13 protein-coding genes are annotated in these 17,429 nt (G+C 57.1%); all 13 read left to right on the forward strand.

What is annotated here, in order from left to right; all coding sequences use genetic code 11:
* Nucleotides 1-8: 8 nt before the first annotated feature.
* Entirely contained in the window at nt 9-1,556 is a 1,548-nt protein-coding gene (gene tssC, locus JK621_RS07505; protein ID WP_212559263.1) for a type VI secretion system contractile sheath large subunit, read from the forward strand.
* Nucleotides 1,557-1,570: 14 nt separating this feature from the next.
* Nucleotides 1,571-2,911, forward strand: a complete 1,341-nt coding sequence (gene tssK / locus JK621_RS07510) for a type VI secretion system baseplate subunit TssK (protein ID WP_212559264.1) — start codon at nt 1,571-1,573, stop codon at nt 2,909-2,911.
* The gene (tssL, locus tag JK621_RS07515) at nt 2,908-3,597 is read left to right on the forward strand and encodes a type VI secretion system protein TssL, short form (RefSeq protein WP_212559265.1); all 690 of its coding nucleotides are present in this window, start codon (nt 2,908-2,910) and stop codon (nt 3,595-3,597) included. Before tssK ends, tssL begins: the two co-directional genes overlap by 4 nt.
* A complete protein-coding gene (locus tag JK621_RS07520; RefSeq protein ID WP_212559266.1) occupies nt 3,594-5,309 on the forward strand; it encodes an OmpA family protein in 1,716 nt (571 codons plus the stop codon). Before tssL ends, JK621_RS07520 begins: the two co-directional genes overlap by 4 nt.
* Before the next feature lie 3 nt (nt 5,310-5,312).
* Entirely contained in the window at nt 5,313-5,804 is a 492-nt protein-coding gene (gene hcp / locus JK621_RS07525; protein ID WP_212559267.1) for a type VI secretion system effector Hcp, read from the forward strand.
* Nucleotides 5,805-6,103: 299 nt separating this feature from the next.
* Complete coding sequence (gene tssH / locus JK621_RS07530) at nt 6,104-8,761, forward strand: type VI secretion system ATPase TssH (RefSeq protein WP_212559268.1); 2,658 nt, start codon at nt 6,104-6,106, stop codon at nt 8,759-8,761.
* 501 nt (nt 8,762-9,262) lie between these two features.
* Nucleotides 9,263-11,641, forward strand: a complete 2,379-nt coding sequence (locus JK621_RS07540; protein ID WP_212559270.1) for a type VI secretion system Vgr family protein — start codon at nt 9,263-9,265, stop codon at nt 11,639-11,641.
* A gap of 6 nt (nt 11,642-11,647) precedes the next feature.
* Nucleotides 11,648-12,427 (forward strand): DUF4123 domain-containing protein, encoded by a 780-nt coding sequence (locus tag JK621_RS07545; protein WP_212560154.1) that lies wholly within the window; start codon nt 11,648-11,650, stop codon nt 12,425-12,427.
* 111 nt (nt 12,428-12,538) lie between these two features.
* Nucleotides 12,539-13,072, forward strand: coding sequence for a DUF3304 domain-containing protein (locus JK621_RS07550; RefSeq protein WP_212559271.1), 534 nt, complete (start codon nt 12,539-12,541; stop codon nt 13,070-13,072).
* 109 nt (nt 13,073-13,181) lie between these two features.
* The gene (locus tag JK621_RS07555) at nt 13,182-13,715 is read left to right on the forward strand and encodes a DUF3304 domain-containing protein (protein WP_212559272.1); all 534 of its coding nucleotides are present in this window, start codon (nt 13,182-13,184) and stop codon (nt 13,713-13,715) included.
* A 90-nt stretch (nt 13,716-13,805) separates the two neighbouring features.
* On the forward strand, nt 13,806-14,339 hold the full coding sequence (locus JK621_RS07560) for a DUF3304 domain-containing protein (protein ID WP_212559273.1): 534 nt from the start codon (nt 13,806-13,808) through the stop codon (nt 14,337-14,339).
* 108 nt (nt 14,340-14,447) lie between these two features.
* Nucleotides 14,448-14,981 carry a DUF3304 domain-containing protein gene (locus tag JK621_RS07565; protein WP_212559274.1) on the forward strand — a complete coding sequence of 178 codons (534 nt, stop codon included), beginning with the start codon at nt 14,448-14,450 and terminating at the stop codon, nt 14,979-14,981.
* Nucleotides 14,969-17,419 (forward strand): T6SS phospholipase effector Tle1-like catalytic domain-containing protein, encoded by a 2,451-nt coding sequence (locus JK621_RS07570; protein ID WP_212559275.1) that lies wholly within the window; start codon nt 14,969-14,971, stop codon nt 17,417-17,419. The genes JK621_RS07565 and JK621_RS07570 overlap by 13 nt, the downstream gene beginning before the upstream one ends.
* Nucleotides 17,420-17,429: the final 10 nt, after the last annotated feature.

A 17,429-nucleotide genomic window follows, 5' to 3' on the forward strand; every position in this document is an offset into this window, starting at 1 on the left:
AAGAGAAAATGCTGATGTCTGTGAAAAATGAAAATGCCGCCGGCGGTGAAAGCATCGTACTGGAGCGTCAGGACGCGGGCAGTGTGTACGCTTCCCTGTTTGAAAAAATCAACCTGAGTCCGGTATCAACGCTGAGTGCGCTGGATGTCTGGCAGGACAGCCAGGCGATGTCGGATGCCACGGCCGATGAACGTCTGACCGCCGGGATGCAGGTCTTTCTGGAATGTCTGACGAAAGCGGGTTCGAAAGTCGAGAAGCTGGACAAGAACCTGATCGACCACCATATCGCCGAGCTGGATTATCAGATTAGTCGCCAGCTGGACGCGGTCATGCACCATGAAGAATTCCAGAAAACAGAAAGTACCTGGCGTGGCCTGAAATCCCTGGTCGACAAAACCGATTTCCGTCAGAACGTCAAAATCGAGCTGCTGGACCTGTCGAAAGACGACCTGCGTCAGGATTTTGAAGACGCGCCGGAGATTATTCAAAGCGGATTATACCAGCACACGTACACGGCAGAATACGACAGCCCGGGCGGGGAGCCGATTGCCGCGCTGATTTCTGCTTATGAGTTTGATGCTTCCGCGCAAGACGTGGCGCTGCTGCGTAATATCTCCAAAGTGTCTGCCGCTGCCCATATGCCGTTTATCGGTTCTGCGGGCCCGAAATTCTTCCTCAAGGACAAAATGGAAGAGGTCGCCGCCATCAAAGACATCGGCAACTACTTCGATCGTGCCGAGTACATCAAATGGAAATCCTTCCGCGAGACGGATGATGCCCGTTATATCGGGCTGGTGATGCCACGCGTGCTGGGCCGCCTGCCGTATGGTCCGGACACCGTGCCGGTGCGCAGCTTCAACTACGTGGAAGAGGTGAAAGGCCCGGATCACGACAAATACCTGTGGACCAATGCTTCCTTTGCGTTTGCCGCCAATATGGTGAAAAGCTTCATCAACAACGGCTGGTGCGTGCAAATTCGCGGCCCGCAGGCCGGTGGTGCAGTGAAAGATCTGCCAATCCACCTGTACGACCTGGGCACCGGTAATCAGGTGAAAATCCCGTCTGAGGTAATGATCCCGGAAACCCGTGAGTTTGAGTTTGCCAACCTGGGCTTTATTCCGCTGTCGTACTACAAAAACCGTGATTATTCCTGTTTCTTCTCGGCCAACTCCACCCAGAAACCGGCGCTGTATGACACCGCAGATGCCACGGCCAACAGCCGTATTAACGCCCGTCTGCCGTACATCTTCCTGCTGTCGCGTATCGCGCATTACCTGAAATTGATTCAGCGTGAAAACATCGGTACCACCAAGGATCGCCGCCTGCTGGAGCTGGAGCTCAATACCTGGGTGCGTAGCCTGGTGACGGAAATGACCGATCCGGGCGACGAGCTGCAGGCCTCACACCCGCTGCGCGATGCGAAGGTCGTGGTGGAAGATATCGAGGACAACCCGGGTTTCTTCCGCGTGAAGCTGTACGCGGTACCGCATTTCCAGGTGGAAGGGATGGACGTCAATCTGTCGCTGGTTTCCCAGATGCCGAAAGCAAAAGCCTAAAAGGCAGGAAGCCGATGAAAACGGAACAACCGTTATGGGGCAGGGGCATCATGGTCTCTCCCCAGCACTTCCAGCAACAGGTCGCCTATGCGGCCTGGTCTGCGGAATGCATTGCTCGAATGGGGCTCAATCATCCCTGGGGAATGATTGAGTCTGCCTTTGAACCGGACACGCTGAAGCTCGGTCGTCTGCAGGCCCGTAAGCTGCATGTCCGTTTCCCGGACGGGACACTTATCGATACGGATAATGCCGATGCGCTGCCACCGGTTCTGTCGCTGGACAGCGAATCGCATGATGTGGTGGTGCTACTGGCGCTGCCCCTGCTGCGGGCGAATGGCGGCAACTGCCTGAAACCTGATGACGTGGCCGATCGCCCGGTACGTTTCCGTCAGCGTTGGCGGGACGTGCGTAACCAGTTTGGTGAAGACACCCGCCAGATTGCGGTGATGCAGCCGGAACTGACGCTGCGCTTTGCCCATCAGAACAACAGTGATTATCTGACCTGCCCGGTAGCCTGTCTGCGGCAGGATTTGCAGGGCGTCTGGCGGTTTGACGACAGCTTTCTCCCGCCGCTGCTGACCGTACAGAGCAGCCTCTGGCTGGTGACCCAACTCGAACAACTGCTGACCCAACTGCGCGCCCGTCTGACCCGTTTGATGGCCATGCGCCGGGAAAGCAATGAGCGGATGGCGGATTTTGCGGTGGCTGACGTCTCTCTCTTCTGGCTGTTAAATGCCCTGAACAGTGCTGAGCCGGTGCTGGGCCAGTTCCAGCGAAATCTGCAGAGCCCGGCAGAACGCCTTTATACCGAACTGTCCCGGCTGGCCGGCAGTCTGCTGACCTTCTCGCTGGCGCATCAGGTGAGTGCGATCCCGGCCTATCAGCATGAACAACTGAATGCCGTTTTCCCACCGCTGTTTGATTTACTTGGCGATTTGCTGGAAGCGAGCCTGCCGTCACGGGTGGTGTCCATCGAGCTTGAGCACGATAAGCGGCTGCACTTCTGGCAGGCCCGTCTGCAGGATCCTCGTCTGCGTGAAGACGCCGACTACTACCTGTCCGTACGTTCGCCAATGCCGGTGGCGCAACTGCAGGAGCAGTTCCCGCGCCAGTGCAAGGTGGGAAGTCCGGATCATGTCAGGGCTATCGTGAACTCCTCACGCGTCGGGGTTCCGCTGACACCGCTGCGCCATGTGCCGGCGGCCATTCCGCTGCGTCTGGAGAATCAATATTTCAGCCTCGATGTCACCCATCCTCTGGCAACTGACATGCTCGAAAGCGGCAGTTGCATGTTTTATGTCCCGGGCATGCTCGGTGAGCCGGAACTTGAACTCTTTGCGGTATTGAGAACATGAGTGAACGTAAACGCGGAACAGCCGAGTCCATTGATATCGATGCGCTACTGCAGGATACCTGGCTGCAGGTCATCAGTCTGCGTCATGGTCCCCGGTTTCAGGAAGGGGAAGGACGGGTGCTGTGGGAACGCTGTATCGCCGATGTGGAGTGTGTACAACGCACGCTTAAGGACAGTGAGCTGGATGACGCCAGTTGTCGGCATATTCTGACGGCACAATGCGCCCTGCTCGACGAGGCGGTCAAAGGTCGCGGCGTGGAGGACGATGCCTGCGTACAGTGGTATGGCATTCCGTTGCAGGGACATTTCCTTGGCACCATGGATGCCGGTGACACCCTGTGTGACCGGATGCGTGATGTGCTGCGTGAGCCCGCGCCCGACAATGCGGTGCTCACCTGCTTTCAGCGCGTCATGATGCTGGGTTTTCTCGGTAATTTCCGGTCGCTGAACGATCCCGAACGCCAGAAGCTGGTTCAGGCACTCAGTGGCCAGGTTTCTCCTTTCAGTTATCCGCAGACCCATCCGGTACTGGCAGAAAGCCGGGCTGGCCGGGAAAGGGGGAACTGGCTTCGCTCATGGCCTGTACGCATTGGGTTGAGTGTTCTGGCTATCGCCACCCTGTGGTGGGGACTGAACCACTGGCTTGATCAGATGCTGGCAACCCTGTTGCCTGGGGCGGTGAAATGAGTCCGGCACAACAGCGCGGGCTTGCGTTGTGGGCCGCTCTGCTGAGTGCAGTCGTGTGCCTGGGTTTTCTGCCCGTGACACGACGGGTCGCGGTGCTCATTCTGCTGGCGGTGCTGGGTCTGATTTCTGTGTTCTGGTACGTCGCAAGCCGCCGTGTCGAGCATGATGCCACCCTGAGTCTGGAAGGTCTCCCGGAGGCGACATATCGCCAGCCGGTGGTGCTGGTCTGTGGCGATCTGCCGCAAGCCTGGCCACAGCAATCGCAGGTATTGACGGTGACGCAGGGCTGCTGGATCCGGGTGGAGGGCGATCAGAGCCTGGAGCAGGTGGCGCTACAGGTACTGTGGCAGCGTCCGGACTGGGGACGTCAGTTGTCGGTGATGGTCAACGTATGCCCGCAGAAACACGCTGACAGTGAAACCCTGACCAGCCGCCTGCTGGCACTGCGCTGGCAAATCAGTCAGTTGCGTAAGGATACCGGGCATACCGTGCCGTTGGTACTTAATGGCCAGACGGGCAGCGCGATGATGAATGACATGCTCTGGCAGGCGGCGATCCCTGGCGAAGGCATCAGTTTCTGGCGCGAGTCTTCGGCTCCCGGTTCGATCGCCGCGTGGACGACCACCGGCGGTGTGATGGCCATGCAGCAACAGGTGCTGATGAACAGTCTGATGACCTGGTTCCACTTGCACGTCAAAGCGGTATTTACGGATGAAAACCCGGATATTCCGACCATTGCGCCCGCGGCGATGTTATGGGGTATTGGACCGATCCTCTCCGGCAGTCTCGCCACGTCAATCTGGACCGCCTGGCTGACACGGCATACCGCCATGCAGTTCGTCGTGGGCTGGCAGCCAGTGGGAACGGACAGCACGGTGATGCCGTTGTTTCCGGACTTTATCCTGTCGCTGTTGCCGGAAGGCCGGGGCCTTACGCCCCGGGACCGCACCTGGCGTTGTGCGCTCGGTATTTTCACCCTGGCAGCCGTTGCGGCTCTGCTCAGCAGTGGCTGGAATAACCGCCAACTGCTGCACCGTGTAAGTTTTGATATTGCCCGTTACGACCGACTCGCAATGGATGACTACGGCCCGAAGGCCGATGCCGTCGCGGTCCTGCGAGAGGATGCCATGCAGTTGGATAACCAGGCGCGCAATGGTGTACCGGCCCGGATGAGCCTCGGTTTGTATCAGGGGGAACGCCTGCGTATGCCGGTGCTGGATGCGATTCGCTCTTATGTGCCTCCCCCTCCACCGTTCAAATCGGCATTAAAGCCAGTACCGGTGCCGAAAATCGTCCGCCTCGACAGTCTGTCGCTGTTCGATTCCGGCAGGTCCGCATTGAAAACCGGCTCCACCAAAATGCTGGTGAATTCTCTGGTGGGCATCAAAGCGAGGCCGGGTTGGCTGATTGTGGTGGCCGGACATACCGACAATACCGGCAACCCAAAATTGAATCGGACATTGTCCCTGAAGCGTGCTGAAGCGGTACGTGACTGGATGCGGGACACCGGCGACGTGCCGGAAAGCTGTTTTGCGGTGCAGGGCTATGGCGAAAGTGGACCGGTTGCAACCAATGACACTCCGGAAGGCCGTGCGCTTAACCGGCGTGTCGAAATCAGTCTGGTACCGCAGGCGGATGCCTGCCGGATACCGGGCAAAACCCCAGCGTCATCACAGGATGATGACATATCAAAAAACGAAATGGAGAAGTAACACATGGCAATTCCTGTTTATCTTTGGCTGAAAGACGACGGCGGTGCAGACATCAAAGGGTCTGTAGACGTGAAAGACCGCGAGGGCAGCATTGAAGTGGTGGCTCAGGAACACAACCTGTACATCCCGACCGACAACAACACCGGCAAACTGACCGGTACGCGTATCCACACGCCATTCCTGTTTACCAAGGAAATCGACTCTTCCAGCCCGTACCTCTACAAGGCGGTGACCACCGGCCAGACCCTGAAATCCGCCGAGTTCAAGTGGTACAAAATCAACGACGCGGGCCAGGAAGTGGAGTACTTCAACACCAAGCTTGAGAACGTTAAATTGGTGAAGGTCGCGCCGAAAATGCACGACATCAAAGACCCGGCTAAAGAGAAGCACAACCACCTCGAAGCCATCGAGCTGCGCTACGAAAAAATCACCTGGACCTACAAAGACGGCAACATTATTCATTCCGATTCCTGGAACGAACGCGCCACCGCCTAAGTTACCCGTCATATTTCGCACCGCAGCGGCGTTGGCTGCCTGCGCTTACCCCGGTCACGTACTTTTGTACGCTCCAGGGGATGCACTTACTTGCCGCCTTGCTGCAACGCGAACTATTTAGGGTAACCGCTTATGCGGGCGGGGAAACCTGTCCGCAGTTTTACTGAGTACCTGCCCGGCGGGTACCCAGTAAAACCTCCCGCAATCCAGAATTCGACCTGATGCGCTTTAGGTTCCTTTTAAGGGAAAGCGATGGGCGGTAGCGTGCCTGAAGGTCCCCAGACTGAGAGTGAAATAACATGGAAAATCCCGCCATTCTGCTGCGTCGTCTAAATCCTTATTGTGCCCGTGCTCTTGAAGGCGCTGCCTCGCTGTGCCAGACCCGCGCTCACGCAGAAATTCTGCCAGAGCACTGGTTGTTGAAACTGCTGGAGCAGGGGGAAGGCGATCTGACCGTGCTGGCTCGCCGTTACGAATGGGATATGGATGCCCTGTGGCAGGCGCTGCTGGGCTGGCTTGATAATCTGCCGCGGGCTATGCGCAGCCGTCCTCAGTTGTCGGACGCGACGGGAGCTCTGCTGAAACAGGCGTGGATGGTTGCCTCGCTTGAAGGCGGCGAACACATCCGCAGTGTACATGTGCTGGCGGCAATGATTGACATGCCCAAAATGCTGCGTTGCGACGGGGTGTGGCCACTGCTGACGCTGGGGCAGAGCCAGCTTGAGCGTCTGCGCCCGTTGCTGGACGCGCAGTCCGATGAGCGTGAAGAAATACAGCAGGAAGCCGCATTGGCACAAGATCACGGGGGGACGGTAGAGCTCGTCGGGCGCCCGGCCGGTGCAGAGATAAAAGAAGGCGAACTTCCCGCGGCGCTGCAAAACGCCCTGGATAAGTTCACCCTCGATGTCACGGCAAAAGCGAAAGAGGGCAACATCGACCCGGTATTCGGGCGCGATACGGAAATCCGCCAGATGGTGGATATTCTTTCCCGACGCCGTAAAAACAACCCGATTCTGGTGGGTGAGCCCGGCGTCGGTAAAACCGCCCTGGTGGAAGGGCTGGCGCTGCGTATCGCTGAAGGTAATGTTCCTGGCAGCCTGAAAAACGTCAGCCTGCGTACCCTTGACCTGGGGCTGCTGCAGGCGGGAGCCGGTGTGAAAGGCGAGTTTGAACAGCGTCTGAAAAACGTCATTGATGCCGTACAGCAGTCTCCGACCCCTATTCTGCTGTTTATCGACGAAGCCCACACCCTCATTGGGGCGGGTAACCAGGCGGGCGGTGCGGATGCGGCCAATCTGCTGAAGCCGGCTTTGGCGCGTGGCGAACTCAGAACTATCGCCGCCACCACTTGGAGCGAATACAAACAGTATTTTGAACGTGATGCCGCGCTCGAGCGTCGTTTCCAGCGGGTGGTGGTCGACGAGCCGGATGACGACACTGCCTGCCTGATGCTCAGGGGGCTGAAATCCCGCTATGCCGAACACCATGGTGTGCATATCACCGACAGCGCCATTCAGGCCGCAGTGACACTTTCCCGCCGCTATCTTACCGGGCGGCAGTTGCCGGACAAGGCGGTCGACCTGCTCGACACCGCAAGCGCCCGCGTGCGCATGAGCCTGGACACCGTACCTGAAACCATCACGCAGCTGAAAGCACAGCTGACCGCGCTGAGATTGGAAGAACAGGCTTTACTGGAAGATATCGCAGCGGGGGGCAACATCCGGGGTGGCCGCCTGAGCGACATTGAGCAGCAACGCGGCAAGCTGGACGCGACCCTGCAACAGCAAGAAGGGCATTTTGACCGGGAGAAACAGATTGCACGGCAGTTAATGGCCTGTCGTCAGGACATCAGCTGCCAGGCAGGCATTATTGATGACCTGCAACGGCAGTTGTCCGAACTCCAGCGGCATGAAGCCTTGATTCAGGTGGATGTGGACACCCGCACGGTGGCCAATGTGATTGCCGACTGGACCGGTGTCCCGCTCTCTTCATTAATGAAGGACGAACAGTCCGAGTTGCTGAGTCTGGAAAGTGCGATCGGCAAGCGGGTGGTAGGCCAGGAGGTAGCGCTGAACGCCATTGCCCAGCGCCTGCGCGCGGCTAAAACGGGCCTGACATCTGAGAACGGCCCGCAGGGCGTATTCTTGCTGGTGGGCCCGAGCGGCACGGGTAAAACCGAAACGGCGCTCACCCTGGCGGATACGCTGTACGGCGGCGAAAAATCCCTTATTACCATCAACCTTTCGGAGTATCAGGAGCCGCATACCGTCAGCCAACTGAAAGGTTCCCCACCGGGTTACGTCGGTTACGGTCAGGGCGGCATTCTGACCGAAGCGGTGCGTAAACGCCCGTACAGCGTGGTGCTGCTCGACGAGGTGGAAAAAGCCCACCGCGACGTGATGAACCTGTTCTATCAGGTGTTTGATCGGGGCTTTATGCGCGACGGCGAAGGACGCGAAATCGACTTTCGCAACACCGTGATTCTGATGACCTCCAACCTCGGCAGTGATCACATCATGCAACGGTTGGACGAACAACCGGAAGCGACCGAAGGCGATCTGCACGAACTGCTGCGCCCGATATTGCGCGACCACTTCCAGCCCGCGTTGCTGGCCCGCTTCCAGACCGTCATTTACCGCCCGCTGAGTGAGCCCGCAATGCGTACCATCGTGCAAATGAAACTGGCGCAGGTGAGCAAACGCCTGCACCGTCATTATGGCCTGACTACGCATATCGAAGAGAACTTGTACGGTGCCCTCACCGCCGCCTGCCTGCTGCCGGATACCGGTGCGCGCAACGTCGACAGCTTGCTGAATCAGCAAATCCTGCCGGTACTGAGCCAGCAACTGCTCACCCATATGGCGACGAAGCAGAAATCGCAGTCGCTTCGGCTTGGGTGGGATGAGGAAGAGGGCATAAGGCTGGTGTTTGACGCTCTACAACCGGACGCTATATGACCTAACATCAGACAGTTACAGCGCATTTGCAGTTTATCTCCACTCAGGAAAATCAAAATAATGAAAATGTTCAAAGCTATATTTCTTGCCATGTTGATTACCGTCCCAACGTTGACGTTAAGCGGGTGTGGAACGCTGGACAGGGGAATGAGTTATCAATCGACATATCGAGGATTTGACAGGGATAAGACGGCGGGAAGCCATGCTTTCTTATGGATGTCCACGTTGGGGGTTATACCTATTTTTTACATTGTGTCCATGCCCGTTGATCTCGTCGTTGATACGGTTCTGCTTCCTTGGGATCTTTATGCCAGTAGAGACAGAGATCGTTAAGCGCCTTTTCGGGTGTAACAGGGAAGCAACGGTGCATCACAAATGATGCTGAACAACGCTGAGATACTGGACGCGTTACAGGAACAGCCTGCGGTCTGATGGGCCTCGACTCAACCGCAGGGAGTGGATACGCCGATGTACCGGCTGCAGAATAATAAGGACATTATCATGAGCGCAAACCCGATTTCTTTTTTCAACCACAACCACCACCTGCTGGCGATAAAAGGATGTGAGTCAGAACTTGATGTGCTGGCATTTGAAGGCAACGAGGCCCTGAGCAAGCCGTTCAGCTACCGCATTGAGTTCACCAGTTCAGACCACGCTATCAGCAAAGAAACGATGCTGATGAAAGCCGGTTCCCTGGCGCTACAGGCCCCGGTTGATCAGGGTTACGGCATTAAAATTCAACAACCGGTACGGGTTCTCCAGGGGGTGGTGAGCGGTTTTGAACGTCTTGGTACCTCAAAAGATGAAACCCATTACGCCCTGACGCTACAGCCGCGCCTGGCGCTGCTCGACCGCTCTCATCAGAACGCCATTTACCAGGACATGTCGGTGCCGCAAATCGTGGAAAAAATCCTGCGTGAGCGCCACGGCATGCGCGGTCAGGATTTTCTATTCTCGCTTTCAAAAGAGTACCCGCGCCGTGAGCAGGTGATGCAGTACGGCGAGGATGACCTGCACTTTATTACCCGTCTGCTGGGTGAAGTCGGCATCTGGTTCCGCTTCACCACAGATTCACGTCTGAACATCGATGTGGTGGAGTTTTACGACAGCCGACAGGGGTATGAGACAGGGCTGACGTTGCCGTCGGTGCCGCCGTCGGGCCAGCACTCGCAAGGCGTGGATTCGGTGTGGGGGATGGAGAGCCATCACAACGTGGTGCAAAAGCAGGTCAGCACCCGCGATTACAACTACCGCCAGGCCACTGAAGACATGAATACGCAGGTAGACGCCTCCCGGGGGGACGCCACCACCTACGGTGAGGCTTACCACTATGCCGACAACTATCTGACGCAGGGCAGCTCTTATGACCGTAATCCGTCGCCGGAGTCCGGCGCGTTTTATGCCCGCGTGCGTCACGAACGTTACCTGAACGGCCAGACGCAGACCCGCGCCATCACCAGTTGCCCGACACTGGCGCCCGGGCAGGTGCTGAACGTCACCGGCGGCTATGAAGTGGCGGAGGCGTTCAGCCAGGGGGTGCTCATCACCGGGATGAACAGTGCGGCCCGCCGTGATAAAGATTTTGAGGTTCATTTCAGCGGTATCCCGGACAGCAATGATTTTAGCTTCCGTCCTGAGCCAGGTTCACGCCCGGTGATGGCCGGCACACTGCCGGCCCGCATCACCAGCACTACCGAGAATGACACCTACGGGCATATCGATAAAGACGGTCGCTACCGCGTCAACATGCTGTTTGACCGCGACAACTGGGAAACCGGATTCGAGAGCCTGTGGGTGCGTCAGTCCCGCCCCTATGCCGGCGACACCTATGGCCTGCACCTGCCGCTGCTGGCGGGCACCGAAGTGGCGATTGGCTTTGAGGACGGCAACCCGGACCGGCCGTACATCAATGGCGTGCTGCACGATTCGGCGCACGGCGACCACGTCACCATCCGCAACTACAAACGTAACGTGCTGCGCACCCCGAGCAACAACAAAATCCGCCTCGACGATGAGCGCGGCAAAGAGCATATCAAGGTCAGCACGGAGTACGGCGGCAAAAGCCAGCTGAACCTCGGCCACCTGGTGGACAGCGAGAGGCAAAAGCGCGGCGAGGGCTTTGAGCTCAGAACCGACAACTGGGGGGCGATACGGGCGCAGAAAGGGATATTCATCAGTGCGGATGGCCAGAACAGGGCACAGGGTCAGGTGCTGGAGATGCAGCAGGCCATCAGCCTGCTGAAAGGGGCGGTGAATCAGGTAACGGGATGGGGAACCATTACGCAGACTCACCACAACGTTGCTCCAGACACTGAGCCGTTGAGAAAGTTTGTTTCAGAAGCCAGCGAGCTTAAAGGGCCTGCTTTGCTCATGTCGGCACCGCAAGGCATCGCCTCAGTGACACCGGAAACCACATTGCTACACAGCGGGAAAGGGTTGTACCTGCAGAGCCTGGGTGAAGTGAATATCAGCACGGCACAGCGCTATTCAGTCAACGCGAGCGAGGCCGTCTCCATACTGGCTCACCAGGAGGGCATGCGCCTGATCTCTGCCAAAGGTCCGCTGGCGGTGGAATCCCATGCTGATACGCTGTCGCTGACGTCGATGAAAGATGTCACGGTGCAGTCCACCCAGGGGCACCTGCAACTGACGGCAAAGAATGGGATCACGCTTGCCTGTGGCGGTGCTTACATCCAACTGACGCCACAGGGCGAAATCAACGTGCATGGCCCTGGTCTGCTAAGCCTCAAAGGGCAGCACAAATTACAGGGCCCGGCGAGTGAGGATTATCCGCTGCCCGAATTGCCTTCGTCGGTGTGCAAAGAGTGTCTGAAAAAGGCGCAGCAGCTCGCACAAGGCTTTGTGCCAAGGGAGGCATAAGTGAAAATGACACGCATCGCTGACTGGGTGAATCTGCTTGAGCAAACCTGCGCGGATATTGAAATGACCCACCTTGATTTTATTATCGACCAGTGCGGTATCGATTTTCCCGTCATCCCTGTACTTCGGGGTTTTTCACCGCCTTTGGCATGGCAGTCTCTCTACCAGGGGCTGCCGGAAGAAGCTTTACCCGAAGAGTCGCCGCTGTTGATCAGGATCTCGCTGAACGATCCTCAGCAGAAACAGTGGTTTATTGAGCTGGCTCAGAAAGTGCAAAAGACAGCCCCGCTATTGGTGCTCTGTTCTCATTGGCCTTTTACTACTCTGGCTGAATGGTTAATGGCCTGTGCCGACGCGACGCATGAGGGGCGTGCAGGGCTGTTCAGGTACTTTGATGCCCGTATTTTCCCTTACCTGTTTTCTCATATTTTGGTATCCGAGCAGCAGGCTCAGTTGCAGCGTCCTGCACTGTTCTGGAGTTGGCTGGATCTTGACGAGAAACCGGCATTATTGATGGGGCAGGGGGATCAACCCGCAATCAATGAGAAGTGCCAGAACATCGCTTTAAGCGATAACCAGTTTGAAGCCCTGATGTGCATCTGCGACGTAAAGTTGATGCTTCGCCATCGAGACGTTCCCGATACTGGATTTACCTCTCAGGATGAACGGTTTACTGCCTGTTTCAACGGCATGCTTTCAGCCACTGCCAAAGGAATGTTATGGGATAAAGAACGCCAAGATTGGGTGATAAATACCCTGACCGGGCGGCCTTCTGAACAGGCCTGAACGCAGGTTTATGATGCTGCTCATCTTCTGGAGGGGCAGCATTATGCCATCGCGAAAAGCCATGGTTAAGCAAGATGCACGTAACCGGTTAATTCATCAAAGGAATGCAAAATGAAAACACGACATCACCTCGTGGTACTGGGGGCTCTGCTGCTGGCGGGTTGTAGCCAGCCGACGGCGAAAGCCAAAACCCGGAGTGGTGGCGGTGGGATTATTGTCGCCATCAACCACACCAAATGGGCGATCAACCATTTCAGCGTCGACGGTCAGTCGGGCATTGATGCTATTGGGCCCTATCAGGGCGGCGGCGGTGGCTGCTGCTATGGCGTGCCGGCGAAATGGCGGCCGGGTATGACGGTGAGGGTGGACTGGGAAACGGGAGTGGGATCATCAATGGATTTTCCGGGTTATGCCGATGAACAAAAATTTTTATCCTGGGCAAAAAAAATGAAGGCCCAGAATAAGCAGCACAGCACGGTGGTGCCGGTGCCGGACTATTCGGGGCAAAAAACCTGCGGGATCACGGTGCACTTTATGCCCTGTGACGAGGTGAAAGTGACCACCAGCTGTGTAAGCCCTGGCCGACCGGGCTATCCGATCAACGAGCCGCTGCAGATGCCGGAGCCAAAAATATGTCCGAAATAATCACCGATCTGGCGTGGTTCCTCTTCTGCAATGCTTAGCCATGTCATTAGCGAAAAGTCATGGCTTAGCAAGGCGCACGTAACCGGTTAATTCATCAAAGGAAGGCAAAATGAAAACACGACATTACCTCGTGGTGCTGGGGGCTCTGCTGCTGGCGGGTTGTAGCCAGCCGACGGCGAAAGCCAAAACCCGGAGCGGTGGCGGTGGGATTATTGTCGCCATCAACCACACCAAATGGGCGATCAACCATTTCAGCGTCGACGGTCAGTCGGGGATTGACATTATCGGGCCCTATCAGGGCGGCGGCGGTGGCTGCTGCTATGGTGTGCCGGCGAAATGGCGGCCGGGCATGACGGTAAAAATCGACTGGGAAACTGGAGTGGGCGATATGGACGGATTTCCAGGGTTTGGTGATGACGCGAAATATCTGGCCTGGGAAAAAAAAATGAAGGCTCAGAATAAGCAGCACAGTACGGTGGTGCCGGTGCCGGACTATACGGGGCAAAAAACCTGCGGGATCACGGTGCATTTTATGCCCTGTGATGAGGTGAAAGTAACCACCAGCTGTGTGAGTCCCGGCCGACCGGGCTATCCGATCAACGAGCCGCTGCAGATGCCGGAGCCAAAAGTATGTCCGAAATAATCACCGATCTGGCGTGGCTCCTCTCCTGTGATGCTTAGCCATAGCTAAGCAAGACGCACATAACCTGCCAATTCATCAAAGGAATGCAAAATGAAAACACGATATTACCTCGTGGTGCTGGGAGCTCTGCTGCTGGCGGGTTGTAGCCAGCCGACGGTGAAAGCCAAAACCCGGAGCGGTGGCGGTGGGATTATTGTCGCCATCAACCACACCAAATGGGCGATCAACCATTTCAGCATCGACGGTCAGTCGGGGATAGACATTATTGGGCCCTATCAGGGCGGCGGCGGTGGCTGCTGTTATGGCGTGCCGGCGAAATGGCGGCCGGGTATGACGGTGAGGGTGGACTGGGAAACGGGAGTGGGTGGCTCAAAGGGATTTCCAGGCTTTGCAGACTGGGAAACGTATAAGGCCTGGGAAAGAAAAATGAAGGCTCAGAATAAGCAGCACAGCACGGTGGTGCCGGTGCCGGACTATTCGGGGCAAAAAACCTGCGGGATCACGGTGCACTTTATGCCCTGTGACGAGGTGAAAGTGACCACCAGCTGTGTAAGCCCTGGCCGACCGGGCTATCCGATCAACGAGCCGCTGCAGATGCCGGAGCCAAAAATATGTCCGAAATAATCACCGATCTGGCGTGGTTCCTCTTCTGTAATGCTTAGCCATGTCATGGCGAAAAGCCATGGTTAAGCAAGATGCACGTAACCGGTTAATTCATCAAAGGAATGCAAAATGAAAACACGGCATTACCTCGTGGTACTGGGGGCTCTGCTGCTGGCAGGCTGTAGCCAGCCGGCGGCGAAAGCCAAAACCCGGAGTGGTGGCGGTGGGATTATTGTCGCCATCAACCACACCAAATGGGCGATCAACCATTTCAGCGTCGACGGTCAGTCGGGCATTGATGCTATTGGGCCCTATCAGGGCGGCGGCGGTGGCTGCTGCTATGGCGTGCCGGCGAAATGGCGGCCGGGTATGACGGTGAGGGTAGATTGGGAAAGTGGTGAAGCATCTACAAAAGGGTTTCCGGGATTTGCAGATACGGAAAAGTATTTGGCTTGGGAAAAGAAAATGAGTGCTAATAACCGGCAGCACAGCAAGGTGGTGCCGGTGCCAGATTATACGGGGCAGAAAACCTGCGGGATCACGGTGCATTTTATGCCCTGCGATGAGGTGAAAGTGACCACCAGCTGTGTGAACCCCGGCCGACCGGGCTATCCGATCAACGAGCCGCTGCAGATGCCGGAGCCAAAAGTATGTCCGAAATAATCACCGATCTGGCGTGGCTCCCGCCGGCGTTTCCGGCTCAGGGGCGTTTACCCACCCAGGTTGCGCGGGTTGGGGCCAACTGCGCCCAGCAGGACAGCCATGAGCTGGCCTACCGTCAGGAGTTGTGCCTGGCGGCCGGGCGCCGCGTGGCGCCCCCCTGCTGCAAGACTCTGCATATCAGCCTGTTTTTCGACGGCACCGGCAATAACCTCAACCACGATTTATATATTGCTGACCCCAAGCACCCTACCAATATTGCCCGTCTGTTCCGCGCTACTATCGGCCAGGGCTATGCCGGCGGGCTGGCGGATAAAACAGCGGAGTTGTTGGATGCCAGCGGCAGCGGCGATGATAAATACTACAAATATTATATTCCCGGCGTCGGGACGCCTTTCCCCGAAGTGAACGATCTGGATTTCAGCATGATGGGGCTGGCGGCGGCGACCCACGGGGAGGAGCGTATCAACTGGGGCCTGCTGCGGCTTATCGACGCCCTGAAGAGGACGATGGGTAATGATCCCTTGTCGGACGACGAGAGCTGGAAGGCGGTGGACAAAATGGCGACCTCGATGGCGTCGTTTGGGCTGACCGGCAGTGCTAACCGTTTTGAGACCTTCCAGCGCCTGCTGAAAGGTATGTTGCCCGAGCTGCAAAAGGCGCTGATGCCTGCCGAGCTAGGAAAGCCGAAGCTGTTAGGGATAAAACTGTACGTATACGGCTTTTCGCGCGGGGCGGCGGCGGCGCGGGCCTTTGTTCGCTGGCTCAGCGAGCTGCTGCCAAAACCTGAAGAGGGGCAGGACAAGCCCGAGCAATGCCTGGCGGTAAGTAGGCTGAAAATCCCGCTCAGCGTCGAGTTTCTTGGCCTGCTGGATACGGTGGCCTCGGTGGGGGTGGCGCATATCGCCCCGGTGGCGGAAGGGCACATGGGCTGGGCCGACGGAACCCAGGAGCTGCCGGCAGAGAAGATCTACGGCGGGTTGATCAAAAAATGTGTCCATTTAGTCTCTTCCCACGAGCAGCGGCTGTGCTTCCCGCTGGATTCGATCCGCCGCCCGGATGGGCACTACCCGGCGAACAGCCAGGAGATGATTTATCCGGGGATGCACTCGGATTTAGGCGGTGGCTACCCACCGAGGGATCAGGGAAAGGCCAATTCAGACAATGACGGCTTTTTGCTGTCGCAAATAGCGCTGCATGACATGTATGCCTCTGCTTTTGAATCAGGTGCCCCCTTAAAAGTCCCGGAAGATGCATTACCAGATGAGTTAAAAAATGTGGAATGGAGAAAGATGACTTTAGATGTACTTAAAGCATTTTTTGTTCATAAACCCCTTTCCGGCCGATTCAATGCCTGGCGTGAAATAACCCTCGGTTTGAGCACGCCCTCGGCCCCGCTTTCCCCCGAACAAGCAGAAAAATACGATCCGCCGCGCGCGCCCGTCAGCCTGGAGAAAGCCATTGAAAATCAGCTGGGCTGGATCACGGCGTGGCGTATCAACCGCTATGCCGGGGGAAGCTACAAGACCCAGCGTTTTTATGTCGATTCGGCGGCGAATGGGCTGGATAAAGACAGCGATCCGCTGGTCAGAAAGCAGTCTGAGGCGGCCAGAAAGGCTTTACAGAAGGAAATTGACGATGTTCGCCGGGACATGAAGGCGCAACATAATCCGGAGGAGGGTTTCCTGAAGCTCCCGCCGGGGCCGAAGGATTTCGACGCGGCGCTGGGGCAGACGCAGCTGCGTCAGGCGGCGGAGGAGTTCAGAGAGGACTATCACGGCCTTTCCCGGACCAGCACCGGGAACTGGTTGTTTGCTGTTGCTGATTCAGTCAGTAACGCTATTTTCCTGCTGAATAATGATGATGAGTACGGTGAGTGGTTGAGAATAAAAACGGCCGGAGACGATCGCGTAAAAGTGCTTTTCCCGATTAGCGGAGAAGCGAGTAACGCCACGCAGCCTGCCGGGCTGGTGCGGGCGCTGTTTGACGATCAGATCCACGATTCCCGCGCCTGGTTTATGCACAACGCCTTTGGCTCCCGTGAACCCTGGGGCAGCTATTTCCTCTACCGGATGATCTATTTCGGCAGCCGCAGCAGTAAACCGATGACGCCGTTGATGATTGCCGGGGCGGTGGTGGGGGTCGCGACTCTTGCCGCAGGCGCGGCCGTTATCATCAAACAGAAAAGCGCGAAGGGCAAACTGGCGGGCCTTGCCGGTACCGTAGGGGCTATCTATCTGGAAACTCAGGCGATCGATCTGCTTTCAGGCAAGCCGTTGCCGATGCTGCTCAATGCCGCACAGCTGCAGGCGCCGACAATGGAGCCCGGCGTGGTCGTCGCGCAGCAAACTCAGGCGATCGGTGAACAACGGTTGGCGCTGGCAAAATCGCTGATTGAGTCCGGCTGGGCGGAAAAGCTTAAGGCGACCGTGACGGCATAATTCAGGGAGG

The sequence above is a fragment of the Serratia plymuthica genome (genome assembly GCF_018336935.1).
Classification (GTDB): Bacteria; Pseudomonadota; Gammaproteobacteria; order Enterobacterales; family Enterobacteriaceae; genus Serratia; species Serratia plymuthica_B.

Excerpts from the sequence above, each read along its gene's own strand:
- tssK (WP_212559264.1), top strand. The coding sequence starts at position 1,571 with ATGAAAACGGAACAACCGTTATGGGGCAGGGGCATCATGGTCTCTCCC.
- hcp (WP_212559267.1), top strand. The coding sequence starts at position 5,313 with ATGGCAATTCCTGTTTATCTTTGGCTGAAAGACGACGGCGGTGCAGAC.
- JK621_RS07565 (WP_212559274.1), top strand. The coding sequence starts at position 14,448 with ATGAAAACACGGCATTACCTCGTGGTACTGGGGGCTCTGCTGCTGGCA.
- tssL (WP_212559265.1), top strand. The coding sequence starts at position 2,908 with ATGAGTGAACGTAAACGCGGAACAGCCGAGTCCATTGATATCGATGCG.
- JK621_RS07550 (WP_212559271.1), top strand. The coding sequence starts at position 12,539 with ATGAAAACACGACATCACCTCGTGGTACTGGGGGCTCTGCTGCTGGCG.
- tssC (WP_212559263.1), top strand. The coding sequence starts at position 9 with ATGCTGATGTCTGTGAAAAATGAAAATGCCGCCGGCGGTGAAAGCATC.
- JK621_RS07555 (WP_212559272.1), top strand. The coding sequence starts at position 13,182 with ATGAAAACACGACATTACCTCGTGGTGCTGGGGGCTCTGCTGCTGGCG.
- JK621_RS07540 (WP_212559270.1), top strand. The coding sequence starts at position 9,263 with ATGAGCGCAAACCCGATTTCTTTTTTCAACCACAACCACCACCTGCTG.
- tssH (WP_212559268.1), top strand. The coding sequence starts at position 6,104 with ATGGAAAATCCCGCCATTCTGCTGCGTCGTCTAAATCCTTATTGTGCC.
- JK621_RS07545 (WP_212560154.1), top strand. The coding sequence starts at position 11,648 with ATGACACGCATCGCTGACTGGGTGAATCTGCTTGAGCAAACCTGCGCG.
- JK621_RS07570 (WP_212559275.1), top strand. The coding sequence starts at position 14,969 with ATGTCCGAAATAATCACCGATCTGGCGTGGCTCCCGCCGGCGTTTCCG.
- JK621_RS07560 (WP_212559273.1), top strand. The coding sequence starts at position 13,806 with ATGAAAACACGATATTACCTCGTGGTGCTGGGAGCTCTGCTGCTGGCG.
- JK621_RS07520 (WP_212559266.1), top strand. The coding sequence starts at position 3,594 with ATGAGTCCGGCACAACAGCGCGGGCTTGCGTTGTGGGCCGCTCTGCTG.